Origin of the sequence: Rhodococcus sp. NPDC058639, from assembly GCF_042717545.1 — a bacterium.
Classification (GTDB): domain Bacteria; phylum Actinomycetota; class Actinomycetes; order Mycobacteriales; family Mycobacteriaceae; genus Rhodococcus.
Genome location: NZ_JBHXRF010000001.1, coordinates 1 through 22,553, shown reverse-complemented (window position 1 = coordinate 22,553; position 22,553 = coordinate 1). Strand labels below are relative to the sequence as shown.

At 65.6% G+C, this 22,553-nt stretch carries 22 protein-coding genes and 3 tRNA genes; 10 read left to right on the top strand and 15 right to left on the bottom strand.

The genetic code is table 11. The annotated features are described in order from the left end of the window. Nucleotides 1-36: 36 nt before the first annotated feature. A complete protein-coding gene (locus ACFWU2_RS00125; protein ID WP_378598472.1) occupies nt 37-1,818 on the bottom strand; it encodes an AMP-dependent synthetase/ligase in 1,782 nt (593 codons plus the stop codon). A 551-nt stretch (nt 1,819-2,369) separates the two neighbouring features. Here ACFWU2_RS00125 and ACFWU2_RS00120 point away from each other — a divergent pair. Beyond that, nucleotides 2,370-2,789 carry a hypothetical protein gene (locus ACFWU2_RS00120; protein WP_378598469.1) on the top strand — a complete coding sequence of 140 codons (420 nt, stop codon included), beginning with the start codon at nt 2,370-2,372 and terminating at the stop codon, nt 2,787-2,789. A gap of 86 nt (nt 2,790-2,875) precedes the next feature. On the opposite strand, the gene ACFWU2_RS00115 is transcribed toward ACFWU2_RS00120, so the two are convergent. The 3 genes from ACFWU2_RS00115 to ACFWU2_RS00105 are packed head-to-tail and all read right to left on the bottom strand — an operon-like array spanning nt 2,876 to nt 5,251. Continuing rightward, on the bottom strand, nt 2,876-3,766 hold the full coding sequence (locus ACFWU2_RS00115) for a glycosyltransferase (protein ID WP_378598466.1): 891 nt from the start codon (nt 3,764-3,766) through the stop codon (nt 2,876-2,878). Then, on the bottom strand, nt 3,759-4,619 hold the full coding sequence (locus ACFWU2_RS00110; RefSeq protein WP_378600125.1) for an ABC transporter ATP-binding protein: 861 nt from the start codon (nt 4,617-4,619) through the stop codon (nt 3,759-3,761). Before ACFWU2_RS00110 ends, ACFWU2_RS00115 begins: the two co-directional genes overlap by 8 nt. A gap of 44 nt (nt 4,620-4,663) precedes the next feature. Beyond that, nucleotides 4,664-5,251 (bottom strand): bacterial proteasome activator family protein, encoded by a 588-nt coding sequence (locus ACFWU2_RS00105; RefSeq protein WP_378598463.1) that lies wholly within the window; start codon nt 5,249-5,251, stop codon nt 4,664-4,666. Between the two features lie 175 nt (nt 5,252-5,426). Here ACFWU2_RS00105 and ACFWU2_RS00100 point away from each other — a divergent pair, with 175 nt between their 5' ends. Then, nucleotides 5,427-6,626, top strand: coding sequence for a cysteine desulfurase-like protein (locus ACFWU2_RS00100; protein ID WP_378598460.1), 1,200 nt, complete (start codon nt 5,427-5,429; stop codon nt 6,624-6,626). Nucleotides 6,627-6,630: 4 nt separating this feature from the next. Here ACFWU2_RS00100 and ACFWU2_RS00095 read toward each other — a convergent pair whose 3' ends face one another. Beyond that, on the bottom strand, nt 6,631-7,617 hold the full coding sequence (locus ACFWU2_RS00095; protein ID WP_378598457.1) for an NAD(P)H-quinone oxidoreductase: 987 nt from the start codon (nt 7,615-7,617) through the stop codon (nt 6,631-6,633). 110 nt (nt 7,618-7,727) lie between these two features. On the opposite strand from ACFWU2_RS00095, the gene ACFWU2_RS00090 reads away from it, so the two are divergent. Further along, nucleotides 7,728-8,195 (top strand): MarR family winged helix-turn-helix transcriptional regulator, encoded by a 468-nt coding sequence (locus ACFWU2_RS00090; RefSeq protein WP_378598454.1) that lies wholly within the window; start codon nt 7,728-7,730, stop codon nt 8,193-8,195. Nucleotides 8,196-8,222: 27 nt separating this feature from the next. Then, nucleotides 8,223-8,307, top strand: a tRNA-Ser gene (locus ACFWU2_RS00085). A 347-nt stretch (nt 8,308-8,654) separates the two neighbouring features. Here the strand turns inward: ACFWU2_RS00085 and ACFWU2_RS00080 are convergent. The 4 genes from ACFWU2_RS00080 to ACFWU2_RS00065 all read right to left on the bottom strand — a co-directional run bounded on the left by ACFWU2_RS00080 (nt 8,655) and on the right by ACFWU2_RS00065 (nt 11,314). Then, a complete protein-coding gene (locus ACFWU2_RS00080) occupies nt 8,655-9,401 on the bottom strand; it encodes an ABC transporter permease (protein WP_378598451.1) in 747 nt (248 codons plus the stop codon). A 1-nt stretch (nt 9,402) separates the two neighbouring features. Further along, a complete protein-coding gene (locus tag ACFWU2_RS00075) occupies nt 9,403-10,317 on the bottom strand; it encodes an ABC transporter ATP-binding protein (protein WP_378598448.1) in 915 nt (304 codons plus the stop codon). After that, nucleotides 10,317-10,550 (bottom strand): AbrB/MazE/SpoVT family DNA-binding domain-containing protein, encoded by a 234-nt coding sequence (locus ACFWU2_RS00070; RefSeq protein ID WP_378598445.1) that lies wholly within the window; start codon nt 10,548-10,550, stop codon nt 10,317-10,319. The genes ACFWU2_RS00075 and ACFWU2_RS00070 overlap by 1 nt, the downstream gene beginning before the upstream one ends. A gap of 350 nt (nt 10,551-10,900) precedes the next feature. Continuing rightward, on the bottom strand, nt 10,901-11,314 hold the full coding sequence (locus tag ACFWU2_RS00065; RefSeq protein WP_378598442.1) for a flavodoxin domain-containing protein: 414 nt from the start codon (nt 11,312-11,314) through the stop codon (nt 10,901-10,903). Between the two features lie 190 nt (nt 11,315-11,504). On the opposite strand from ACFWU2_RS00065, the gene ACFWU2_RS00060 reads away from it, so the two are divergent. Next, entirely contained in the window at nt 11,505-12,473 is a 969-nt protein-coding gene (locus ACFWU2_RS00060) for an alpha/beta hydrolase (protein WP_378598439.1), read from the top strand. A gap of 8 nt (nt 12,474-12,481) precedes the next feature. On the opposite strand, the gene ACFWU2_RS00055 is transcribed toward ACFWU2_RS00060, so the two are convergent. Together ACFWU2_RS00055 and hisC are read right to left on the bottom strand one after the other, a co-directional pair. Then, a complete protein-coding gene (locus tag ACFWU2_RS00055) occupies nt 12,482-14,167 on the bottom strand; it encodes a bifunctional metallophosphatase/5'-nucleotidase (RefSeq protein WP_378598435.1) in 1,686 nt (561 codons plus the stop codon). Between the two features lie 98 nt (nt 14,168-14,265). Further along, entirely contained in the window at nt 14,266-15,345 is a 1,080-nt protein-coding gene (hisC, locus tag ACFWU2_RS00050) for a histidinol-phosphate transaminase (RefSeq protein WP_378598432.1), read from the bottom strand. A 62-nt stretch (nt 15,346-15,407) separates the two neighbouring features. Between hisC and ACFWU2_RS00045 the strand changes: the two genes are divergently transcribed. From ACFWU2_RS00045 to ACFWU2_RS00035, 3 genes are all read left to right on the top strand, one after another. Beyond that, nucleotides 15,408-16,118, top strand: coding sequence for a dienelactone hydrolase family protein (locus ACFWU2_RS00045; RefSeq protein WP_378598429.1), 711 nt, complete (start codon nt 15,408-15,410; stop codon nt 16,116-16,118). Between the two features lie 74 nt (nt 16,119-16,192). Next, a tRNA-Ser gene (locus ACFWU2_RS00040) sits at nt 16,193-16,284 on the top strand. A gap of 36 nt (nt 16,285-16,320) precedes the next feature. Next, nucleotides 16,321-16,393, top strand: a tRNA-Arg gene (locus tag ACFWU2_RS00035). 57 nt (nt 16,394-16,450) lie between these two features. On the opposite strand, the gene ACFWU2_RS00030 is transcribed toward ACFWU2_RS00035, so the two are convergent. Then, nucleotides 16,451-17,344 (bottom strand): TIGR03619 family F420-dependent LLM class oxidoreductase, encoded by an 894-nt coding sequence (locus ACFWU2_RS00030; RefSeq protein ID WP_378598425.1) that lies wholly within the window; start codon nt 17,342-17,344, stop codon nt 16,451-16,453. Nucleotides 17,345-17,700: 356 nt separating this feature from the next. On the opposite strand from ACFWU2_RS00030, the gene ACFWU2_RS00025 reads away from it, so the two are divergent. Together ACFWU2_RS00025 and ACFWU2_RS00020 are read left to right on the top strand one after the other, a co-directional pair. Further along, on the top strand, nt 17,701-18,933 hold the full coding sequence (locus ACFWU2_RS00025) for an acyl-CoA dehydrogenase family protein (RefSeq protein ID WP_378598422.1): 1,233 nt from the start codon (nt 17,701-17,703) through the stop codon (nt 18,931-18,933). Then, on the top strand, nt 18,933-20,081 hold the full coding sequence (locus ACFWU2_RS00020) for an acyl-CoA dehydrogenase family protein (protein ID WP_378598419.1): 1,149 nt from the start codon (nt 18,933-18,935) through the stop codon (nt 20,079-20,081). The genes ACFWU2_RS00025 and ACFWU2_RS00020 overlap by 1 nt, the downstream gene beginning before the upstream one ends. A 24-nt stretch (nt 20,082-20,105) precedes the next feature. Here ACFWU2_RS00020 and ACFWU2_RS00015 read toward each other — a convergent pair whose 3' ends face one another. The 3 genes from ACFWU2_RS00015 to ACFWU2_RS00005 are packed head-to-tail and all read right to left on the bottom strand — an operon-like array spanning nt 20,106 to nt 21,935. Further along, the gene (locus tag ACFWU2_RS00015; RefSeq protein WP_378598415.1) at nt 20,106-20,240 is read right to left on the bottom strand and encodes a hypothetical protein; all 135 of its coding nucleotides are present in this window, start codon (nt 20,238-20,240) and stop codon (nt 20,106-20,108) included. Between the two features lie 48 nt (nt 20,241-20,288). Next, nucleotides 20,289-20,780, bottom strand: coding sequence for a very short patch repair endonuclease (locus ACFWU2_RS00010; protein WP_378598412.1), 492 nt, complete (start codon nt 20,778-20,780; stop codon nt 20,289-20,291). A gap of 9 nt (nt 20,781-20,789) precedes the next feature. After that, on the bottom strand, nt 20,790-21,935 hold the full coding sequence (locus ACFWU2_RS00005; RefSeq protein WP_378600120.1) for a DNA cytosine methyltransferase: 1,146 nt from the start codon (nt 21,933-21,935) through the stop codon (nt 20,790-20,792). Nucleotides 21,936-22,553 lie beyond the last annotated feature (618 nt).

Genomic DNA, 22,553 nt, shown 5'->3' with positions numbered 1-22,553 from the left:
ATCCCCGTTCGCCGCGCCGATCACATGGCGTTCACGTCACGCGGTCACGTACAGCGCGTCGATCTCCTCCGCATACTTGGCGTCGATCGGCTTGCGCTTGAGCTTCATCGTGGGCGTCAGTTCGTCGCCCGACGGCTCCCACACCGTCGACAGCACGGTGTACTTCTTGATCTGCTCGACACGCGACAGTTTGGTGTTCGCCGCTTTCACCGACTGCTCGATTTCGGCGAGGACGGCGGGGTGCTGCGCGAGTTCTTCGTGCGACCCGCTGAGCCCGTGCTGCTCCGCGAAGAGGGGGAGTGCGTCGGGATCGAGGGCGAGCAGCGCGACGATGTACGGACGATCGTTGCCGATGACGACGGCGCCGCCGAGCATCGGGCACGCGGCCCGCAGCGCCCCTTCGATGTTGGTGGGGGACATGTTCTTGCCCGCTGCGTTGACGATGAGTTCCTTCTTGCGGTCGATGAGCGTCACGTAACCGTCTTCGTCGATCGTCGCGATGTCGCCGGTGTGCAGCCAGCCGTCGGAATCGACGGCTTCCGCGGTCTTGACCGGGTCGTTGCGGTATCCACGCATGATGAGCGGGCCGCGGACAAGGAGCTCTCCGTCGTCGGCGGTCTTGATCTCGACGCCGGGGACAGCTTGGCCGACGGTGCCGATCCGGATTTTTCCGGGCCGGTTCATGGTCACCACGCAGGATGTCTCCGACATGCCCCACACTTCGGAGCACGGGATGCCGAGCGCCAGCACGAACTCGAGTACCTCGGGCGAGATCGCGGCGGCGCCCGTCACGGCAGCGCGTACCTGGTCGAGACCGAGTTTCTTGCGTACGGCCGACAGCACCAGTTTGTCGGCGAGCGCGTGCTGCAACTCGAGGGCTTTCGGCACGGGCTTGCCGCCGGACTGCAATCGAGCGACCTTCCGCCCCACGTCGATCGCCCAGAACGCGAGCCTCTTCTTCACCGGGCTGGATTCTTCGGCGAGGGTCTTGTCGATGGCTGCTTTGACCTTGTACCAGACCTGGGGGACCGCACCGAACAGCGTCGGCCGCACGCTCGGCAGCACCGCGATGGCCTTCTTCAGGTCGTCGAGCGTGGTGATCTGCATGCCGCTGTAGATGCTCGAGTAGTGCGAGCCCCAGCGGTTCGCGATGTGCGCGTCGGGCAGGTACGACACGATGCGGTCGTCGGGTCCGGTGGGGAGGAAAGTCGTGGTCGCAGCGAGTTCGGCGAGAAGGTTGGCGTGGGTGAGTTCCACGCCCTTCGGGGGCCCGGTGGTGCCCGACGTGTAGATGAGCGTGAGCAGGTCGGAGGGCTGAACGGCCTTCCATGCGGCCTCGAAGTCGAACGACTCGGCGGCGGCGGCCTCGACGTCCTCGAGCGAGAGGGTGCCGTCGGGTTTCGCGTCGATACACACCAGGTGCTCGACCTGCGTGTCGCCGATCGCCTGTTGCAGCACGGGAACGAACTGCTCCTCGCAGATCATCACCCGGTTGCCGGCGTTGCCGAGCACGTAAGTGATCTGCTCGGCGGTCAGCGAGTTGTAGATCGAGAACGGTACCGCGCCGAGATGGAAGGCGGCGGTGTCGACGAGATGGAATTCGGGGCGGTTCGTCAGCATGATGCCGACGGTGTCGCCGTGCCGGACGCCGAGACCGGCGAGACCGGCGGCCAGGGCGCGAACCTTCTCCGAATACTCCCGCCACGTGTAGTGAACGGAATCGTCCGGAGTTCGCAGCGCAACGTGGTCGGGATACGCGGCGGCAGTGGATTGAAAAGCAGCACAGAGTGTTGACGGTGAGTCGAGACGAGATGTCATCGCAGGCTCCCAGAGACGGTGGGGGTGAGTGTAGGTCGGGGCACCCCGTTGTGGGCGGATTTGCCTGATTGTTTGCGGGACGAGCGCGGTGCCGTAGATGCGCTTGCTGCCGACGGTCGGCAGCGGTGTGGTGTAACACCCCGGAGCATTTCGTCGATCCTGAGTTGATGAGTTCGCGAGAAACGTGCAATCAGGACAGGGCCGAAAACATAGATGACGACTTTTCGCTTCACTGCGTCGATGCTCGTATCGCCTCACTTGTGGGCAGCGCGGTGACGACAGCGGTCGGCGCTGTCGGCGCCGCTCTGAATTCGGTAACTGGGATTCGCATTACTTGGGACCATGTTCATTCCGGTGATTCTGCGGAGTTCTGTCACCGGTCCACGCAATTCGATTCGGCCGAGTTCTGGATCGGCCCTCGTCTCCCACGCGAAGAAACACAGAGATTTCGGTGAGTCGGAAGATGCCGACCGCGCGGAGTTCCGTTCGCACCACCCGATCAGGCAGGGGAGCGCCAGCGTCGCTTCGCCCTGGGACACAAAGGATGACCGATGACCGAACCGACGCCCCACTTGGAACCGCCCGCAAAGTTTCAGCGGGCTCTCGAGCCGGGTGAGCTCGAAGAATTGAACCGGTTGCGAGCGTGGCAGGAACACCAGCAGCGCGAAGCTCACGAACGACAGCTGCAGGAGCACCATCAGGCTCAGGCCCTGGAGGAGCAGCAGCGGAGGCTCGCGGAACAGCAGCATCAGCTCTACCAGCAGCAGCGTATGGCTGAACAGCATCGTCAGATGTATCCGGGTCCGCCGCCCCAGCAATTCGCACCTGTTCAGCAGGTCATCGTCAATAACAGTGTTCAGAACCAATCGGCATTTCCGCACACCATGCATCTGATTCTCACGTTGGTCACGTGCGGGGCGTGGCTACCGGTGTGGATCATCCATGCGATCATCGTCGCCATCAAGAACTAGAACGAAAAGCGGCGAGTCGGCCCGCCCGTGCCTACGTGTTTCATCGGCGGGTCGAGCGCACGCCCTGCCGACCGATTGATCGGTCGTCACGGGCGCTCGAACTTCTCTTCGCGCCCGAGCTTGCGCAGCCGCACCCACTCGCGCAATCCGGCCGGGTCGCGGCGCGTCACCAGGAAGTACCAACCGAAACGAATCCACTCCTGGGGCAACAGCTTCCGGAGCCCGGGCTGTGACAGCAGGTAACCCCTGTTGCGATACGTGAAGTACCGCTTGGTCTCGTTGTCGGGATACTGGGTGTGCATGCGGCCGCCGAGGATCGGCTTGAATTCGTCGGCGCCGTCGGGATGCAGGTACGCGGTCTGCAGGCAGGTACCGAACGGTAACCCCGATCTGACGAGGCGACGATGCACCTCCACCTCGTCGCCGCGTACGAACAGCCGCAGATCGGGTACGCCCACGGCGTCGATCGCGGCGGCGGTGAACAGCGCACCGTTGAACAGCGACGCGATACCGGGAAGCAGGTCTTCGTCGCCGAGTTCGTGACGCCAGCGCCGCCATACGACCCCGCGACGCAACGGGAATGCCAGGCGATCGGGTTCGGCGATGTCGCACACCACCGGCGACACCTCGGCCAGGCCGTTGCGTTGCGCGCACTCGAGGAGTGTCGCGAGGACCTCGGGCCCTTCGGGGCGACCGTCGTCGTCCGCAAGCCACACCCGGTCGGCCCCGAGCGACAGTGCGTACAGAATGCCCAGCGCAAAACCACCCGCACCGCCGAGGTTGTGCTGGGAGCCCAGGTAGGTCGTGGGCACGTCGGCCCCTTCGACGAGTTCGCGCACGGCGTCCTCATCGGCGTTGTCGACCACGACGAGATGGTCGAGCGGGCGGGTCTGGGTGGACAGAACCTTCAGCGACGCGGCAAGCAGTTCCCGGCGCCGATGGGTGACGACGACCCCGATGATGCGTTCGTCAGACACTCGTGGTGCCTGACGTGGCCGTCGCGTCGGAGCCGTTGCGCAGGGCGGTGCGTTGACGTTCGAGTTCGAGGTCGTGCAGAACCGTGCGCACGTGGTCGCCGGCCTCGTCGCCTTCGTACGCCCGCACGACGTGCTCGATGTCGCCGCGCTCACGGATCTGCCCGTGATCGATCCACATCGCCTGGTCGCACAGCTGCGCCAGGAACTCGTTCGAGTGGCTCGCGAAGACGAGGATGCCCGACCGCGCGACGAGGTCCTGCAATCGGACCCGGGCCTTCTTCATGAATTCCGCATCGACCGCGCCGATGCCTTCGTCGAGGAGCAGGATCTCCGGATCGATGCTGGTGACCACGCCGAGTGCGACGCGCACGCGCATACCCGTCGAGTACGTGCGCAGCGGCATGTTGAGGTAGTCGCCGAGCTCGGTGAAGTCGGCGATCTCGTCGACCTTCTGGAGCATCTTCTTGCGGCTCATGCCCAGGAACATGCCGCGGATGATGATGTTCTCGTAGCCGGAGATCTCCGGGTCCATCCCGACACCGAGGTCGAACACGGGCGCCACCCGGCCGTTGACCTGCGCGAATCCGCGGGTCGGCTCGTAGATGCCGGACAGCAGGCGCAACAGCGTGGACTTGCCGGCACCGTTGTGGCCGACGAGTCCGACGCGGTCACCTTCCTTCAGCGACATCGTGATGTCGCGCAAGGCCTCGACCACCACGACGTCCGAGTTGTTCCGGCCGATCGAACCGCCCGCTTTACCGAGGAACGCCTTCTTCAGCGACCGCGTCTTGGCGTCGAAGATCGGGAAGTCGACGCACGCGTCGCGCGTTTCGATGCTGACACGGGTCACGATGCGGCTCCAGAGGCTGACACGGGTACCGAGGGTACCCCGCGCACCTACAGGTACTGCCCGGTGCCGGGGTGTCCGGGGCCGTGGCCCGGCTGCTCGCCGCCGCGGGAGACCGCCCCGCCCAGCCCGGGCGGAAGCGCGCCCTGCCGCATCTGCTCGAGTTGTGCGCGGGCAGCCATCTGCTGGGCGAACAGCGCCGTCTGGATGCCGTGGAACAACCCTTCCAGCCAGCCCACCAGCTGGGCCTGGGCGATGCGGAGCTCGGCGTCGGAGGGCACCGAGTCCTCGGTGAAGGGCAACGCGAGGCGCTCGAGTTCGTCGCGCAGTTCCGGCGCGAGCCCCTGTTCGAGCTCACTGATCGAGGACCGGTGGATCTCCTTGAGCCGGGTACGGCTGGCGTCGTCGAGAGGTGCGGCCCTGACCTCTTCCAGAAGCTGCTTGATCATCGTGCCGATCCGCATGACCTTGGCCGGTTGTTCGACCATGTCGGCGAGGCTCTCGCCGTTTCCTTCCGCATCGTTCCCGCGGCCCTTCTCTGCGCCGGCCTCCACCCGGTCGGCTTCCCGCCGGGGGACGCGGACGGGCTGGCCGTCGGGGCCGATCACAAGAACCTGGTCGCTGTCCGGATTCGTCATGGCTCCATTCTGTCCCCTCACGCCGACAACCGTCGCGGGCACGCCCTTTCCCGGCGGGAAAGTTCGCCGCCGCGTGGGAGGACATCGGTGAGCCGGGGCAGGATTCCGGGCGTGCGAGTCCGCTACACCCCGGCGCCGGCGACCACAATTGACACAGGGTTTTAGAGTGTCAGCCATGGCTTACGACGTTGCCCGGATCCGGGGGCTCATCCCCTCGCTCGGCGACGGCTGGGTTCACCTCGATCCGCGGGCGGGAATGCAGATCCCCGACGCGGTGTCGCGCATGGTGTCGACGGCCTTCCGGAACGCGTCGTCCTCGGCTGTCGGGCGGCACTCGTCGTCCCGCCGCAGCGCCGCGATCCTCGAGGCCGCACGCGTGGCCGTTGCCGACCTCGTGGGTGGCGATCCCGCAGGTGTGGTGCTGGGCCCGAGCCATTCGGTGCTCTTGGCATGGCTCGCGGAAGCGCTCAGTTCCCGGCTCGGCCTGGGCACCGGAATGGTGCTCTCCCGACTCGACGACGAAGCCAACATCGCACCGTGGTTGCGCGTCGCGAGCCGGTACGGCGCCCAGGTGCGCTGGGCCGAGATCGAGATCGACACCTGTGATCTGCCCACCTGGCAATACGAGGAACTCATCACGCCCACGACCCGGCTGGTCGCACTGACCGCAGCGTCGTCGATCGTCGGCTCGGCACCGGACGTGCGAGTCGTCGCAGACCTCGTCCACGATGTCGGCGGGCTCATGGTCGTCGACGCGGCCGCAGCGGCCCCGTACGCCCATATCGACATGGAGGATCTCGGAGCCGACATCCTCAGCATCGATGCCGCAGCATGGGGCGGACCACAAATCGGTGCCCTCGTCTTCCGCGACCCCTCCCACCTCGATCGCGTGCCGGCGATGTCGCTCGATCCTCATGCCCGCGGGCCCGAGCGGCTCGAGGTCGGCGGACACCAGTTCGGCCTGCTGGCCGGTCTGCCCGCGTCCATCGACTTCCTCGCGTCGCTGGACGACTCTGCCTCCGGCAGCCGCCGGAACCGCCTGGAGACGTCGATCAGCTCGATGCAGGACTATCAGGACGGCTTGTTCGACCGGCTGCTCCGGCAGCTCGACAGCCTCACCGGTGTCATGGTGCTGGGCAAGGCGCCCAGCCGGGTGCCCACCTTGAGTTTCACCGTCGAAGGCATACCGGCGGAGAAGGTCGCGGCACACCTGGCCGACCGGCGAATCGAAACGGTGGCGAGTACTCGCGGAACGAGCCGGCTGCTCGACTCCCTGGGGGTGAGCGACGAAGGCGGTGCCGTGAGCATCGGTCTCGCGCCGTACACCACCAGCTTCGACATCGACCAGCTCGTCCGCGAGCTACGCAACCTCTGACCGGTCAGGTCCGATCGACCCGCAGCACCACCTTGCCGACAGTCTCGGGACTGTCGAGCATCTCGTGCGCCCGCGCAGCTTCCGTGATGGGCAACTCCGCGTGCACCACCGGCTGCACCTTTGCCTCCTCGATCAGCGGCCACAGGTGTTCACGCACCGCGGCGACGATTGCACTCTTACCCGACTTGCCGGTGTCCGGACGGCCGCGCAGACCGGTGGCGATGACATGTCCGCGCTTGGCGAGGAGCTTGCCGAAGTTCATCTCGCCCTTGGTGCCGCCCTGCATCCCGATGACGACGAGCCGTCCGTCGGGTGCGAGCACGTCGATGTTGCGGGACAGATACGCCGCACCCATGTTGTCGAGCACCACGTCGGCACCACCGAACGCGTTGCGCACCTCGGCCACGAAATCCTGGCTGCGGTAGTCGATTGCCAGATCGGCGCCGAGTTCCCGGCACCGATCGAGCTTGCCGGCCGACGCGGTGACCGCGACCTTGGCGCCGAGCGCCTTACCCACCTGGATCGCGTGCGTGCCGATACCCCCGCCTCCACCGTGGACGAGCAGCACGTCACCGCGTTCGAGTCCCGCGGTCATCACCACGTTCGACCACACCGTGCAGGCGATCTCCGGGAGCGACGCAGCCACGGCGATGTCGATTCCGACCGGCACAGGCAGCAACTGGGCTGAGGGCACTACGACCTGCTCGGCGTAGCCACCGCCGGTCAGGAGCGCACACACACGATCGCCGATGTTCCATCCGCTGACGCCTTCACCGAGTTCGGCGATGACGCCAGAACATTCGAGTCCGAGAATTTCACTCGCGCCGGGCGGCGGGGGATAGAGCCCGCGGCGCTGCAGAAGGTCCGCACGGTTGACGGCGGTCGCTGCGACATCGAGGAGGACCTGTCCGGGGCCGACTGTGGGATCGGGACACTCTGCCCACCGGAGAACTTCGGGACCACCGGGTTCGGTAACGACGATTGCGTGCATGACCCCGACGCTAGCGTGTGCGGCCCGCAGTGTGGTTATCCCATCTCGGCGCGCATGTCGCTTCGCCGGGAGAACCTTCGCACCCGAGTCCGCCTTAGACTTTCCGGGTGATGAGCGAACAGGACGAGCCGAACTGGTTGACCGCGGAAGAGCAGACCGCTTGGCGCAACTATATGGACGGCAACGCCCGCCTGATGGATGTGCTCAACCGAAATCTGCAGGAGCGACACGGATTGTCGTTGGCGGAGTACCGGATCCTGGTGCTGCTGTCCGAGTCCGAACACGGCTCGCTGCGTATGAGTGAACTCGCCGACGGTGTCCTCTCGTCGCGCAGCCGTCTCACCCATCAGATCCGTCGCATGGAGGAGCAGAAGCTGGTCGTGCGCGGGTCGTGCCCCGAGGACGGTCGCGGGGTTCTGGCGTCGGTGACCGACGAAGGACGGCAACGGCTCGCCGAAGCGGCGCCCACCCACGTCCGCGACGTCCGCAGCAACCTCATCGATCGGCTCTCCAAGAGCCAGGTCAAAGCACTCGCGCAGATCTTCGGCCGGATCGACGAAGCCCTCGCCGACCACTAGGGCACGGATGCGGTTAGGATTTGCGACGGAAGCGTGGCAGAGCGGCCGAATGCACTCGCCTTGAAAGCGAGCTTGGGTAAAACCAACGGGGGTTCAAATCCCTCCGCTTCCGCCGTAGGGAAAGGCCCTGATCTGGTGTAAGCCGCCAGTTCAGGGCCTTTTTGCGGTCGCGTGTCGTGGTGATCAGTCGGCTCTTGCCCACACATTGCGCACATTCGCCGCGGATCGTGCCTCATCGAGGGCGTTGCCCACGGCCTCGAGATCGTTGTCGAATAGGTCCATAAGTGCTCGATCTCTGCCTTCAAGGCTTCCTCGGCGGGCACGAACAGTACGTGGTCTCCGATCCGGAGGCCTATGGGTCCGATGAAGGCTCTCGGCCCCAGCTTGGACCCCAGGGAGTCACCGTTCCCGCCTGTTGCCCCATAAAGCCGAGTACCTGTACCGCCCCCAGCTGACGAACTACCGTCCCTTGTCCCAGCGGAAAAGCACGGTGCTGAGAATGCCGAACACCACGGCCACACCGAGAAGCACCGCTACGGACACCCACGGCCACGGTTCCCCAGTCCACGAGGCCCTCACGAGTTCCGCTAGGTGGTACACCGGCGAAAAGGTCATCACGGTGCGGACCCCGTCATTGAGCCCGTCAGCGGGGAACAACGCGCCAGAACTCAACATGAGAACGATCATGAGTACGTTGCCGACGCCCGTCGCGGCCGCCACGCTCGGGTAGATCGAGGCGAGCGTGTAGCCGATCGCCAGCATCGCGACCAGGCCGAGCACCAGCGCCAGTATCACCATCACCAGGTGATCGGGTGGGTCGACGCCGAACACCGCGAGACCGATCACCAGGGTGAGCAGCGAACCGACGATGCCGAGGACGAAGTGGACGGTGAGATCGGCGGCGACATAGGTCCGTGGTCGTAGCGGCGTCACGCGTAGCCGCGTCAAGGCTCCGCTAGCACGGAGGATGAGCTGGTTCTGGGGGACGGAGACGACACCGACGATCAGAATCGAGATCACCGCGATCCCGGGGAGCATGCTGTCGACGAAGCCGCGCATCCCGAATTCCGGTGCGGGCTCGTTGCCGAAGATGAGACCGAGGATGAGCAACAACACGGGAGAGAAGACAAGGAGGAAGAAGAACCCGACCGGTTCCCTGAGCTGGGACTTGAAGAACGCCGTCGTCAAATTGCCGTAGCCACGCATGTCACTCGCCTTCTCGCATCGTTCGCCCGGTCAGTGCTAGAAAGACGTCCTCGAAAGTCGCCTCCTGCATCGACATGTCTGTGACCACCGCCCCTTGGGCGGAGAGGTCGGCCATCACCCGGGCGGCGAACTGACCCGTTCCGGTGACGACGAGGTGGTCGCGGTCGTGGCCGACGGAGCTGACCCCGTCGACATCGAGGAGAGCGTCCTCGTCCACTACGCCGTCGGCACGGAGCAGGAGCCGGGAGCCGCCGGCGTGCTCAGCGATGAGGTCGGAAGGTGCCCCCTCCGCGATGATCCGTCCTGCGTCGATGATCGCGATCCGGTCGCAGAGCGCCTGGGCCTCCTCCATCGAGTGGGTGGTCAACACGATGGTGCGCCCCTGGCGTGCGAGGTTCCGCAGGATGTCCCAGATCGCGTGGCGGGCGCGGGGATCCACGGACGAGGTCAGTTCGTCGAAGAAGAGCAGCTCTGGATCGTGGAGCAGGGCGAGGGCGATGAACACCCGCTGCCGCTGGCCTCCGGAGAGCTTCTCGACGCGGGAGGTCGCCTTGTCCGTCAACCCCAGTTCGCCGAGAACCTCGTCCACGTCCCGCGCGTGCGGGTAAAAGGACGCGAAGGTGCTCAGCGCCTCCCGCACGGTGAGTCGCGGAATGAGCGTCGCCTCCTGCAGTTGGGTTCCCATGCGCGGCGCGAGCAGACTCCAGTCCCGGATGGGATCCAGTCCGAGGACGCTGACCTCACCGGCGGTCGGCCGATCGATCCCCTGCAACAGGTTGAGCAGGGTGGTCTTCCCGGAGCCGTTCGGTCCGAGTAGGCCGAAGATCTGATGTTCGTCGATCGTGAGGTTCACTCCGTCGACGGCGTGCACGTCCCCGAAATCCCTGCGGACCTCGTGACAGATGATGGCGGGCATCAATCCACCTCTGGCGGATCCGAGGGCAACGGGACCCCTCCCATGAGGTCGGCGAGTGCGCTGGCGGGCATGATCGCGATGCCGCGTTCGACGTCGGCGAGCAGTAGGACCTGGTCGCCTGGCTTGTAGCCGAAGAGGTCACGTGCCCCCTTGGGGATGACGATCTGGCCCTTCGGTCCGATTGTGAGTGTCGCGGCGTACTGTGCCGGCGGAGTCCGCGGTGCGCTTCCCATAAACTTCTCCTAAAAGTCTAACTAGTAGGAAAAGTATAACTCGCGGAGCGCTGAGAGAGCCCCACACGAGCACTTTCAGGGGGTGACGCCGAGGTAGTCGAGAACCACCGAGCCAGAAGTCGAGGATCTCGTCCTGGCCGCGCAGTCCGTGGCCGCCGACGCGAGCGGACGCCGTCACCAGGTAATGCTCCGGATCCCGGCCTTTCGGTGAGTTTGGCGCGCCAGATCGTTGGTCGTGGCAACCATCTACGTCACATGACCGGCCTCGACGGCGGCGACACAGGCGTCGAACAGGCATGTCCGCCGGTACTTCTCCGACCCGGCGAAGGACTTGTCGTCCCGGGGACGTGTCAGCTGTTTCCTTCGAGTTCGTCCGCGATGAGCGACGTCCACGTCATGACTTCGTCGGGGTCGGAAGTCGGAAAATATTTGTGGTCGCGCGCGGCGAGAGCCGCGAGGAGTTCGGGCACTTCGACCTCACCGCGGATGGCGCTGTTCTCCTCCACGGGTGCGGAGAACAACCACACCTGCTGCTGAATCAAGGCGTCCGCGTAACGGCGGCACAGGTCTCCGGTGGCAGCGGGCCATTTCCCGCTCTCGGCTTCGCTGCCGATGATGATCGCCTCGAACTCCGCCACGCGGTCGAGATCGCTGCTCTCGCCCAACGTGACCTCGATATCGCGTGTTCCGAGGGACTCTGCGATCACTTGCGCGACCTGGTGAGTCACTCCTCGGTTGCTCCCGGCTACGACGAGTACGGTCATGTTCCAGGGGTTTCCCCGCACGCGATCCGGGGAAACATGGATGTACCAGCCGGCGCCGCCGGTGCTGCGCGCTGCCCAGGACCGGTCACGATCTCGGTGAAGGGGACTAGGGCCGCTACCAGTGAGCTTGACCGCGCACGCGCGGCCGAGTTGGGATCATGATCCATGTCGTCGGGGGACGGGGAGCTCGATGCCGAAAAGGTTCATCACCGCGCTCAGCGTGGTTGTGATGTCGATAGTGGGAATTCCGTCGCTCTCGCACGCCCAGCCGGCGCCTGTCGCGGCGATCGAGCGCACGGTAACGGTCACCGAACAGCGGACGGACGTCGAGGTGTTCTCGCCCGCGATGCAGCGCGTGCTCCGGGTACAGGTGCTCCATCCCGCCGGTGACGGCCCACGACCGACGTTGTACCTGCTCGACGGGGTCAGTGCGGGCGAGGAGTCCGAGTTCCGCGAGAGCACGTGGACTCAGCGCACCGACATCGAGGAATTCGTCGCCGACAAGAACGTCAACGTCGTGCTCCCGATCGGCGGCACGGCGAGTTACTACACGGATTGGCGGAACCCCGACCCCGTACTCGGCGTCAACAAATGGGAAACCTTCCTGACGCAGGAACTGCCGCAGCTCATCGACGCACGGTTCCACGGCAACGGGGTCAACGCGGTCGCCGGATTGTCGATGGGGGCGACCGGGGCGATGGGCCTCATCACGCGGCACCCCGATCTGTATCGAGGCGTTGCGGCGCTGAGCGGATGCTTCGATACCTCGCGTGAGTCGTCCCGCGACTCGGTGCGCGGAACCGTCGCCTACAAGGGCGGGAATCCGGACAATATGTGGGGACCTCCGGGTGACCCGGTCTGGGAGGAACACGATTCGTACCTGCTCGCCGAGCGGCTGCGCGGCAAGGAGATCTTCCTCAGTACGGGCAACGGTCTCGTGGGCCCCTACGACTTCGGTTCGGGCGAAGAAGTGTTGACCGGCGGTACGCCGCTCGAACTCGGCACGCTGGCGTGCACGGTGACCTTCGACCGTCGCCTGCGGCAACTGGATATTCCGGCGCGGGTCGTATACCGGCCGTGGGGTACCCACTCGTGGGCGTACTGGCAGGACGACATCAAGACCGCGTGGCCGACGCTGAAAGCTGCTCTCCAACTGTAGGTTCGCGGCTAGTGCATGTGGATGCGGTCTGTTGTGGGCGGGACGACGGGATCGTGGGCCGCGAAATAGGAGTTGAGAGCGTCGAGTTCCTCTCCGGCGCCGGTTCGGTGCCGGGCGTGGGTGAAGACGTCGAAGCCGTCACCACCTTCCGCGAGGAAGTCGTTGACCACCACGCGGTAGTTCTGTTCGGGATCCACCGACTCCCCGTCGATCGTGAGATCCCGGATTCGATCGCCCGGGGGAGCGATCCGGTCGAGCGTGTATCGAAAGTTGTGTGACGGCGCGAGAATCCATTCGAGCGCGTTGCCGTTCGCCGTCTTCTGGAATTGTTGCTCGAGAAGTTCGTCGAGTTGGGCGCCGGTGAGTTCGAGCACCTGGAGGCGATTGCCGAAAGGCTGCGCCGCGTATGTTTGCCCGTACGTGACCATTCCGTTTTCTCCGCAGATGAGGTCGCTGCGAAGGCCACCTGGATTCGTCAGTGCCACTTGTGCTCCCACCGATCGGGCTGCTGCGAGCTGGGCATCGGCAACGAGGTTGCCGAGCGCGGATTCGCCGCTGGGACCCGCTTCGCGGGTGATGTCCGCCGAGGCGGAACCCACGCGACGACCGGCGACCGCGTCGGACATTTCGACCGCGCGCTCGACGAACTGCTGGGTCTGTGGGTCGGGTTCGATGTCATGGGTGATGACTTGGGTGAAAGCCAGCGTGTGATCCCGCAATACGTCGCGGGTTTCGCGGTCGATCATCAGATCTGCCACGGAGATGATGCGCCCGTGCGAGGCGCCCTGCACGACGGTACGTGGCCGGCCCAGCGGATCGGGATACGTGCAGTTGAAGTGCTTGTCACCGTCCGATGTGACGATCAGATCGACTTTCGGGGACACGGCAGTGGCGACGAAGTTCGCCGGACCGTCGACGGGATGGCAGGGGTCGTTCTCCCCGCCGGTGCCGATATCGCCCTTGTAGAGAAGGACGACGGCGCGGACCCCCAGCGAATCGAGTAGGTCGGCGGTTCGGTTTACCGCCTCGATCTCGTCGCCGAACCGAAGGCCCGCGATGGAGTCGGACCGGATGAAGTCCGGCGTGTTGCTGGGAAGCACACCGATGGTGCCTACCGGGATTCCGTCGACATAACTGATGCTGAAGGGCAGCGCGGCGGGCGTCCCGTCCTCGGTCGTGAGATTCGCGGCGAGCAAGGGGAAGCGAGCACCCTCGAACGTCTCGCCGTAACGACACCCGTCCTCGGGGTGACATCCTCCGTCGCGCAGACGGGTCAGCTCCGCGTATCCCTGGTCGAGTTCGTGGTTGCCCAGTGCGGCGGCCGTGACGTCGAGATCGTTCAGCAACTCGACGGTGGGCTCGTCGTGGAACATCGCCGATTCGAGCGGGGACGACCCCCACGTGTCGCCTACCGCGTACAACATCGAATGGTCTGCTTGTGCACGGAGCTGACGCACGTAGGCCGCGAGATGTGCCACCCCACCTGCGGCGACGGAGGTGCCGTCGGACCTGACAACTTCGCTGCGCGGTCCCTGCGGCGGCAGGAGGTTGCCGTGGAGATCACCGAAGGCGATCAGGCGCACCGGCACCACGTTCGGGGGCTCCGCAGCAGCGGGTGCGACACCGGTGCCTGCACACACGACCGCGGCGAGTGCACAGGCGGACAGGGCACGGCGTGCCTTGCCTCCATCCATGCAGCGCCTCCGAGTCGGATCCGTATCAACCGCCCGAGTGTGTCAGCGCAGGGTCACGTCACCGATACCTAGGGATAACGGTTGGGTCTCGTCACAGGTCAGGCGAGTCCTGCGAGTGCCCGGCCCTGACCTGTCGCGAAGGCGAGGAACCGATCGTTCTCGTGCGGGTCGCCGATCGTCACGCGCGTGCCGTCGCCGGTGAAGTTCCGCAGGATCACGCCTGCCTCTGCCGCCGCCTCGGCGAAGGCCGCAGACCGGTCGCCGAGAGGCAGCCAGAGGAAATTCGCACCGCTCTCGGGCACGTCGTAGCCGGCTTCGAGCAGCGCGTCGCGCACGCGGCGTCGCTCGGCGACGACATGCTCGGTGCGCGCGAGCAGTTCGTCGGCGGCCTCGAGCGACGCGATGGCCGCCTTCTGCGCGATCGCGTTGACCGAGAACGGGGTGTGCACCTTGCTCATGGCCGCGGTGAGTTCGGGAGCGGCGACCGCGTACCCGACCCGCAGGCCCGCAAGTCCGTACGCCTTGGAGAACGTCCGCAGCACGACCACGTTGTGGCGGTTCTTCGCCAGGTCGAGACCGTCTGCGAAGTCGTCATCCGAGGTGGGCCGCACATATTCGAAGTACGCCTCGTCGAGCGCGACGACGACGTCGGACGGGACTTCGTCGAGGAACTGCTCGAGGTCCTTCTTCCCGAGGAGTGAGCCGGTCGGATTGTTGGGATTGCAGATGAAGATCAGGCGGGTCCGGTCGGTGATCGCCGCGAGCATCGCCTTCAGCTCGTGGCCGTGCTCCGGGGTGTTCGCCACGGGTACCGCGGTTGCGGCGGCGACGGCCACGACCACCGGGTACGCCTCGAACGATCGCCACGGGAAGATCACCTCGTCGCCGGGCTCGCAGGTGACCTGCACGAGTTCCTGGCACAGGCTCACCGATCCGCAGCCGACCGCGATGTTCTCGACGGGGACCTGCAGCCGCTCCGACAGCGCTGCGAGCAACGCCGTGGCACCGTTGTCCGGATACCGGTTCACGTCGGCGGCGGCTTCGAGAATGGCCTTGCGCACGGAGGGCAACGGGCCGGCGGTCGTCTCGTTGCTGGCGAGCTTCACAGCGCCGGGAAACGTGCGCCCGGGAACGTAGGCCGGGATCGAGGCGAGGTCGGGTCGGGTCCGAGGGGTCACCAGCCGATTATGCTCCCGACGATTCCGTGCGGGTACCCGGTGGGCGTGTCATCGTGGACACCATGCCGGAAACCAGCAATGATGCTGCGCCACGGATCGGTGGTACCGGGGACGTACCGCTGACAGTGGTTCGTCCGGATTCGAGGCCGCGCGGGAGCATCGTGGTGTTACGCCGCTCCCACGGACTCTCGCCGGCCCTCCGCGACTTCATCGAGACGCTCGCCGCCGATCGGTGGCTCGTCGTCGCGCCCGAGCCCACACAGGATGCTCGTGGTCCGGAAAACGCCGAACAATTCGGGGACGAGTTCTACGCGAACGTGGACGCGACCTTCCGGTGGATCGCCGGGCAAGGGATCAGCCCCGACATGATCGGGGTGCTCGGGTTCGACGATGCGGGCACCGCCGCGCTCTATGTTGCCGCGGAGCGGGTCGTCGGTGCCGTCGTGAGCGTTGCCTCGCCCGGCATCGTGCAGGCCACGCAGCACGGTGCGCGGTCGCTCGTCGACATCGTCGGGTCGCTCCGGGCGCCATGGCTCGGCCTGTACGGCGACGACGACCCGAAGACCCCGCCGTCGGAGGTCGCCGCGTTGCGTGAGGCTGCGGGCCGGTCGGATGCACCGGCGCTTGTGGTCAGTTACGACGGGCTCGCCCATCGGCCGGATGAACCGCCGGTCGTGCACGAGTCGGCCGATCCCGCGACCGACCATGCGGAAGCGGCGATCGTCGACGCGCGACGCCGCATCTACGATTGGTTCGACACTCACCTGCGTTGACCAGCCGTTTTGCGTTTCGGTGCGGTGCATGTGTAATCTTTCGTCCCGGCGGTTCGAGAGCTTCGAATCCCCGAGGAGGCGTGCCAGAGCGGCCGAATGGGACTCACTGCTAATGAGTTGTCCCCCTTACCGGGGACCGGAGGTTCAAATCCTCTCGCCTCCGCCAGTTGGTGTACCGTCACTGACGACAATTGAATAACATGCGCCCGTAGCTCAACGGATAGAGCATCTGACTACGGATCAGAAGGTTAGGGGTTCGAATCCCTTCGGGCGCACGCACAAGAACACCCCGCCGGCATTGCCGGCGGGGTGTTCTTGCATTGCGGGTCGTGTCACACCAGCTTCGTGATGATCTCCTCCGCGAACCGCTCGATGGGCTCGCGGTAGCGCTCCGCAGTCCCGAGGAGGTGATCGTGGTCGCCGGAATGGGTGGCTTCCCAGTTGGCCCACGGCGAGCACATCACGCCCGTGATCCCGATCTTCTCGGCCCGCTTGTACAGCTCGGTGGACGGCTGGTCGCGCAGACCGAGGATGATGTCGAACGGTTCGTTCTCACGTCCGAATTCGCGTCGGTAACCGTTGATCCGCTCGATCCACTTCTCGGCGTCGTCGATGGTGTACGCCGTGCCGACCCAGCCGTCGCAGTAGCGGGCGGCTCGCTTGAGTGCGGCTGTGGATTCTCCACCGCACAGAATCGGTACGGGAGCGGGCGGGTGCGGCTCGATCGTCATCTCGGGGATGTCGTAGTACTCGCCCTTGAAGGACACCCATCCGCCCTTCCATAGTGCGCGCAGCGCCTCGATCATCTCGTTGAGGCGCGGGCCGCGGTTGTCGAAGTCCTGGCCCAGCAACTCGAATTCCTCGCGCATCCAACCGGCGGAGAGGCCGATGGACACGCGGCCGTGTGAGATCGCCGCTGCGGTGCCCACCTGTTTCACGACCTCGAGAAGGGGGCGCGACGGCGCGATGTAGACGTTGTTGCCGAAGTGCAGGTTCTCGGTGACGGCTGCCATGGCTCCGATGAGGACCCACGCGTCCGGCCAGTCCGTCTCCGGGTGCCAGAACATCTTTCCGCTCTCGTGTCCCGGATAGACGGTCTTCATCTCTTTCGGATAGATCAGGTGGTCCGAGACGAGCACGCCGTGGAAGCCTGCCTGGTCGAGCATGGTCGCCACCGCCGGCATTTCCGTCGTTTTCATGAATGCGGTCCCGGTCCAGAACTTCAACGGACTACCTCCGTGCGCCGGCACTCTTCAAGAGTCATGATGATCCAATCGGAGAGTGCAATTATTCCATTGTCAGAAGACTGTTCTACCCGATGTTGTGACGACAGTCACCACTGGCCAGCTGCGGTGCGGCGCCGACCGACCCGCGAGTGAATCCGGCCTCTCACCCCGGGGCGGCCGCCTGCTCGAGGCTGGTCGGGCTCGACGGGAGAGCGGAACGACGCCGGTACCGGGAGAAAAGGATGTGTTGACGAGGTTGTGCGAACGACAGTAGATTCCGGGACGGTGCCGAGAAGTTAACGACGATTCGCACGATCAGCCGACGTCTGGCGGTCGCGCTCTGCGGAGGAGAAGACATGGAACTTGCGTGGTCCGACGCCGACGCCGCCTTCCGAGACGAGGTCCGCGCCTTTCTCGACGAGAAGCTCACGCCCGACCTGAGACGTGCCGGCAGGCTGGCCACCAGCGTGTACTCCGACCACGAGGCGAGCATGGAGTGGCAGCGCATCCTCCACGAGCGGGGATGGGCCGCGCCGGCCTGGCCGGTGGAGTACGGAGGATGCGACTGGACGCAGACGCAGCACTACATCTTCGGTCGCGAATCGATCCTCGCCGGTGCGCCGTCCTTGTCTCCGATGGGCATCCGGATGGTTGCCCATGCGATCATCGCGTACGGCACACAGGCACAGAAGGAGTTCTTCCTGCCCGGAATCCTCACCGGTGACGTCTTCTTCTGCCAGGGCTACTCGGAACCCGAAGCCGGTTCCGACCTCGCCTCCCTGAACATGGCGGCTGTGCACGACGGTGACGATCTCGTCGTGACCGGAAGCAAGATCTGGACGACCCACGCGACGGAGGCGAACTGGATGTTCGCGCTCGTGCGAACCACCAGAACCGAACGAAAGCAGCAGGGCATCACGTTCCTGCTCATCGACATGACCTCCCCGGGCATCGAGATCCGGCCCCTGGTGATGACTTCCGGCGAAGAGGTCCAGAACCAGGTGTTCTTCGACGGCGTGCGGGTCCCCAAGAAGAACGTGCTGGGCGAGATCGACCACGGCTGGTCCGTCGCGAAGTACCTGCTGGTGTTCGAGCGAGGTGGAGCAGCTGCGGCGCCCGCACTCCAGGTCCTCGCAGAGCGCATCGCGGTCGCGGCAGCCGGGCAACCCGGCCCCGCCGGTCGCGCGCTCGTCGACGATCCCGCATTCGCTGCCAAACTCGCCGACGCCCGTATTCGTACCGACGTACTGGAGATCCTCGAATACCGCACGCTCGCAGCGCTGTCCGCGGGCAAGGACCCGGGCCCGGCGTCGTCCATGCTCAAAGTGCTCGGCACCGAACTCAGCCAGACGCTGACGCAATTGGCTCTCGAGGCCGCTGGACCACGGGGGCGCGTGTACCAACCGCACGTCACTGCGCCTGGTGGCCCGATCGCCGACTACGCACCGCCCGCCGACTGTTACGTCAGTGGCGAAGACTGGCAAGCGGTAGCGCCGCTGCGCTATTTCAACGACCGCGCAGGCTCGATCTACGCCGGTAGCAACGAAATTCAGCGAAATATCCTCGCCAAAGCAGCATTGGGGCTCTGATGGACTTCGGTTTGAGCAAAGAGCAAGAACTACTCCGCGATTCGGTCACCGGGTTTCTTGCACACCGGTACGACCTGGCCCGGAGCCGAAAGGCAGCGACCACCGGCGCGGGGTGGCAGCCCGACGTGTGGCGCGCCCTGTCCGAAGAACTCGGCATCCTCGGCGCCACACTTCCGGAAGACGTCGGAGGAATGAACGGCGGCCCGGTGGAATTGATGGTCGTGGCCGAAGCTCTGGGGCATGCCCTCGTCGTCGAGCCCTATGTGGACACCGTCGTGCTCGGGGGCGGGATGCTCCATCGCGCCGGTGGACCTCGGGCACACGCGGTACTCGAAGCGATCGCGTCGGGGGAGGCGGTCACCGCGTTCGCGGCAACGGAACCGACGAGCGGCTACGTCTTCCACGACGTGACGACCACCGCGCGCCGGGACGGCGGCGAGTGGGTGATCGACGGTGCCAAGATTGTCGTCACGAGCGCTCCGCTGGCAACACACCTGCTCGTGACCGCCCGTACGGCCGGTGACCGCCGCGACACCGCGGGGGTGTCGCTCTTCCTCGTCGAGTTCGATCCCGCGAACCCTCCGGCCGGAGTGGAGATGCACTCGTATCGGACCATCGACGATCGCCGTGCCTCGGATCTCGTCTTCTCCGGTTTGCGTGTCCCTGCGGACGCCCTGCTCGGTGACGAGGGCGGCGCGTGGCCGTCCGTGTCCCGCGGGGTCGACGAGGCCACCACCGCGGTGGCGGCAGAAGCGGTGGGCCTCATGCGGAAGGTCCTGGCCGACACGGTTGAGTACACGAAACAACGCCGGCAGTTCGGTCACCCGATCGGTAGCTTCCAGGCGTTGCAGCACCGCATGGTCGACATGTACATGGAACTCGAGCAGGCGATATCGGCCGTGTACCTGGCCGTCATGCACCTCGAGGCCGACGATCTCGCCCGCGCACGGTCCATCTCGGCGGCGAAGGCGACCATCAGCCGTGCGGCGCGCTTTATCGGGCAGAACGCCGTCCAGTTGCACGGGGGAATGGGCATGACCGAGGAACTTGCGGTCGGGCACTACTTCAAGCGTCTGACGGCGATCGAGTACGAGTTCGGTACCGCGGACCACCACATCGCGCGGTACGCGGAACTCACCAAGGCCTGACGCGGACGACGCCGGCGCACGACTTCAGAACAGGAGCCACCACGTCGTTGCAGCGAGCGCAGCGAAGGCGGTGACGAGAACGAGGTCCGACTTGCCGGTCATCGAATCGTTGAACAGCGGCCGGGTACCTCGCTGGGTCCGTTGTTTCTGCTCGACCATGACTCCAGTGAAGCGCGGTCGTGCCGGCGCGCGCATCGGAAGAATTACTCAATCTGTATCGGAATCGTCCAGCGGAGAATCGGCAGGTGACTCCGGTGGGGGTGCGGCCGGGGGCCGGAGCGCATCCGTGACCCGCGTGGCCGCCGTCATCGGGTCTTCGTGCTCCCACACCCGGATCACCGTCCACCCCGCAGCGATCAGGCGAGAATCCGTGTCGCGGTCGCGCTTGACGTTGCCTGCGAGTTTGTCGGCCCACCACTCGGCGTTGTTCTTCGGATCGGTCGCGTGCAGCGGGCACCGATGCCAGAAGCAGCCGTCGACGTACACCGCGACGCGGCGGCGGGGAAACACCACGTCGGCGCGCCGTCGCACGCCGGGCAATGGCGCCCTGTCCACGTAGAAGCGCAGCCCGCGGCGATGCAGTTCGCGTCGCAACGCCACTTCCGGAGCGGTGTCCCGCCGACGTTGCCGGCTCATCCGTGCGCTGGTACGCGCGTCCGTCTGCGGTCGCGCAGGCCGGAGTTCATCGGACGGAGGCATCGCGACCTCCTACGCGGCGGCCTGCGGGAAGCCGCCCATGCGGTCGAGGTGGTTCTCGACGTCGTCGAGAAAGCCGGGGAGAAAGCGGAGGCTGCCCGATCGCGCCCGGCGGAGGAATCCGGCGGTCGCGCGGGCGGACAACAACCGCGAATCGTCGAGGAAACCGCCGAGGTCCTCGTAGGGGTCGTGGACGGGCCACTGCGATTCGTGCACGCGGAACGCCTTGCGGTGAGCACCCCACGCCGCGGTGGGCCACGGATCGCCGGGTTCGAGGGGAGTTTCGTGATCGGCGGTGTAGTCGATCTGATTGTTCACGCGATGACCCACCCAGGTCGCCATCCGGACACTGACGGCGTTGCCGACGAGGCGCCAGCGGTGCCCGGTCCGGACGCCCACCGCCTGAGTGGCAGGTGCGGTCCAGTCGGGGTCGAATCCTTGGAGTCGTTCGGCATCGGTCAACCCCGGGGTCACGATCTCGCCGGAGGGCAACCGCACGGCCGGTGGGCTCGCGATACCGAGAGTCGAACCGCCCTTGAGGGTGGGCACGGCATTGACCGCCCAACCCAAACCGCGCACACCTTCCGTCCAGTAGAAGCCGCACGGGAACAGGTCGGGGTTCCCGTCGACGGGCATGCCGGCATCCTGCCCGAACAGGACGGCGCGTGGATCGTCCGTGCGCGAGGCCACCATGAGCACGCGCTGCCGGCGCTGGGGAAGGCCGAAGGCTCGAGCGTCCACGACCCGGTAGGCCCACGTGTACCCGAGGTCTTCGAGCGCATCGGTGATGTGGCGCATCGCAGCACCGCGGCTGAGTTGGAGCATGAACGGAACATTCTCGATGACGAGCCAGCGCGGCCCGTTCTTGCGCCGGACGAGACGGAACACCTCGTCCACGAGGCTCGACTTGGTTCCGGTGATCCCGGCGGTGCGGCCGGCCTGGGACAGGTCCTGGCAGGGAAAGCCCGCCGCGACCAGTTCGGTCCCCTGCGGCAAGGAACGCAGTTGGGTGACATCCGGATGGAGGGGAACATCGGGGAAGCGGGCACGCAGCACCGCTTGCGCGCCGGGGTCGACCTCACACAGGAGTTCGGTATTCCACCCGTTCTCCCCGAGCCCCAGCTCGAGGCCGCCGATTCCGGCGAACAGCCCCACCATGTTCCCCGACGACGTCACGGCACCCTTCCTCGCTCAACTCAAGCGAGAACGTTACTCGAGTAGTAAGGGCATCCGTGACCCGACGCAGGATCACGCCCCGGAGTTCGGCATCTTGCTCCCTGTATCCCGGAATCCGGGGGAGGCGCTGTACCTGTCTCCCTATAGATAGACACCTTCTCTACAGATCGGCCTCTCTATAGGGGCCCGTGGCGGCGTGGCCGGCCCGCCGTCCCCACCGACTTGCCGGTCCTTCCTCTGAAATCGGCGTTGACCTGGCGATTTGGTGTTTGCGGGGGTGCTCGCGTAACTTAATCCAGGTCAGAGCGACACGGACACCGACCCGGACCGACAGGGACTGGGAAAACGAGGTTGGACGAGAGCGCCTGAATATCTGGTTCGAAATCTTCTGGTAAGGTTTCGTACTGCCCCTGGGTTCGGAAGCGGCACGGATTTGCGTCTGTGTGGTGATGGATCTAGGCTGGAACAGTTGCCCCGGAACGAGCGAGTTGTGAAATTCGTGAGTGATGGTGTGTGCGTGTTCTTTGAGAACTCAACAGTGTGCCGATGAATGTCAGTGCCAATTATTTTGGTGCGATCATCCGCTTTTGGTGGATGGTC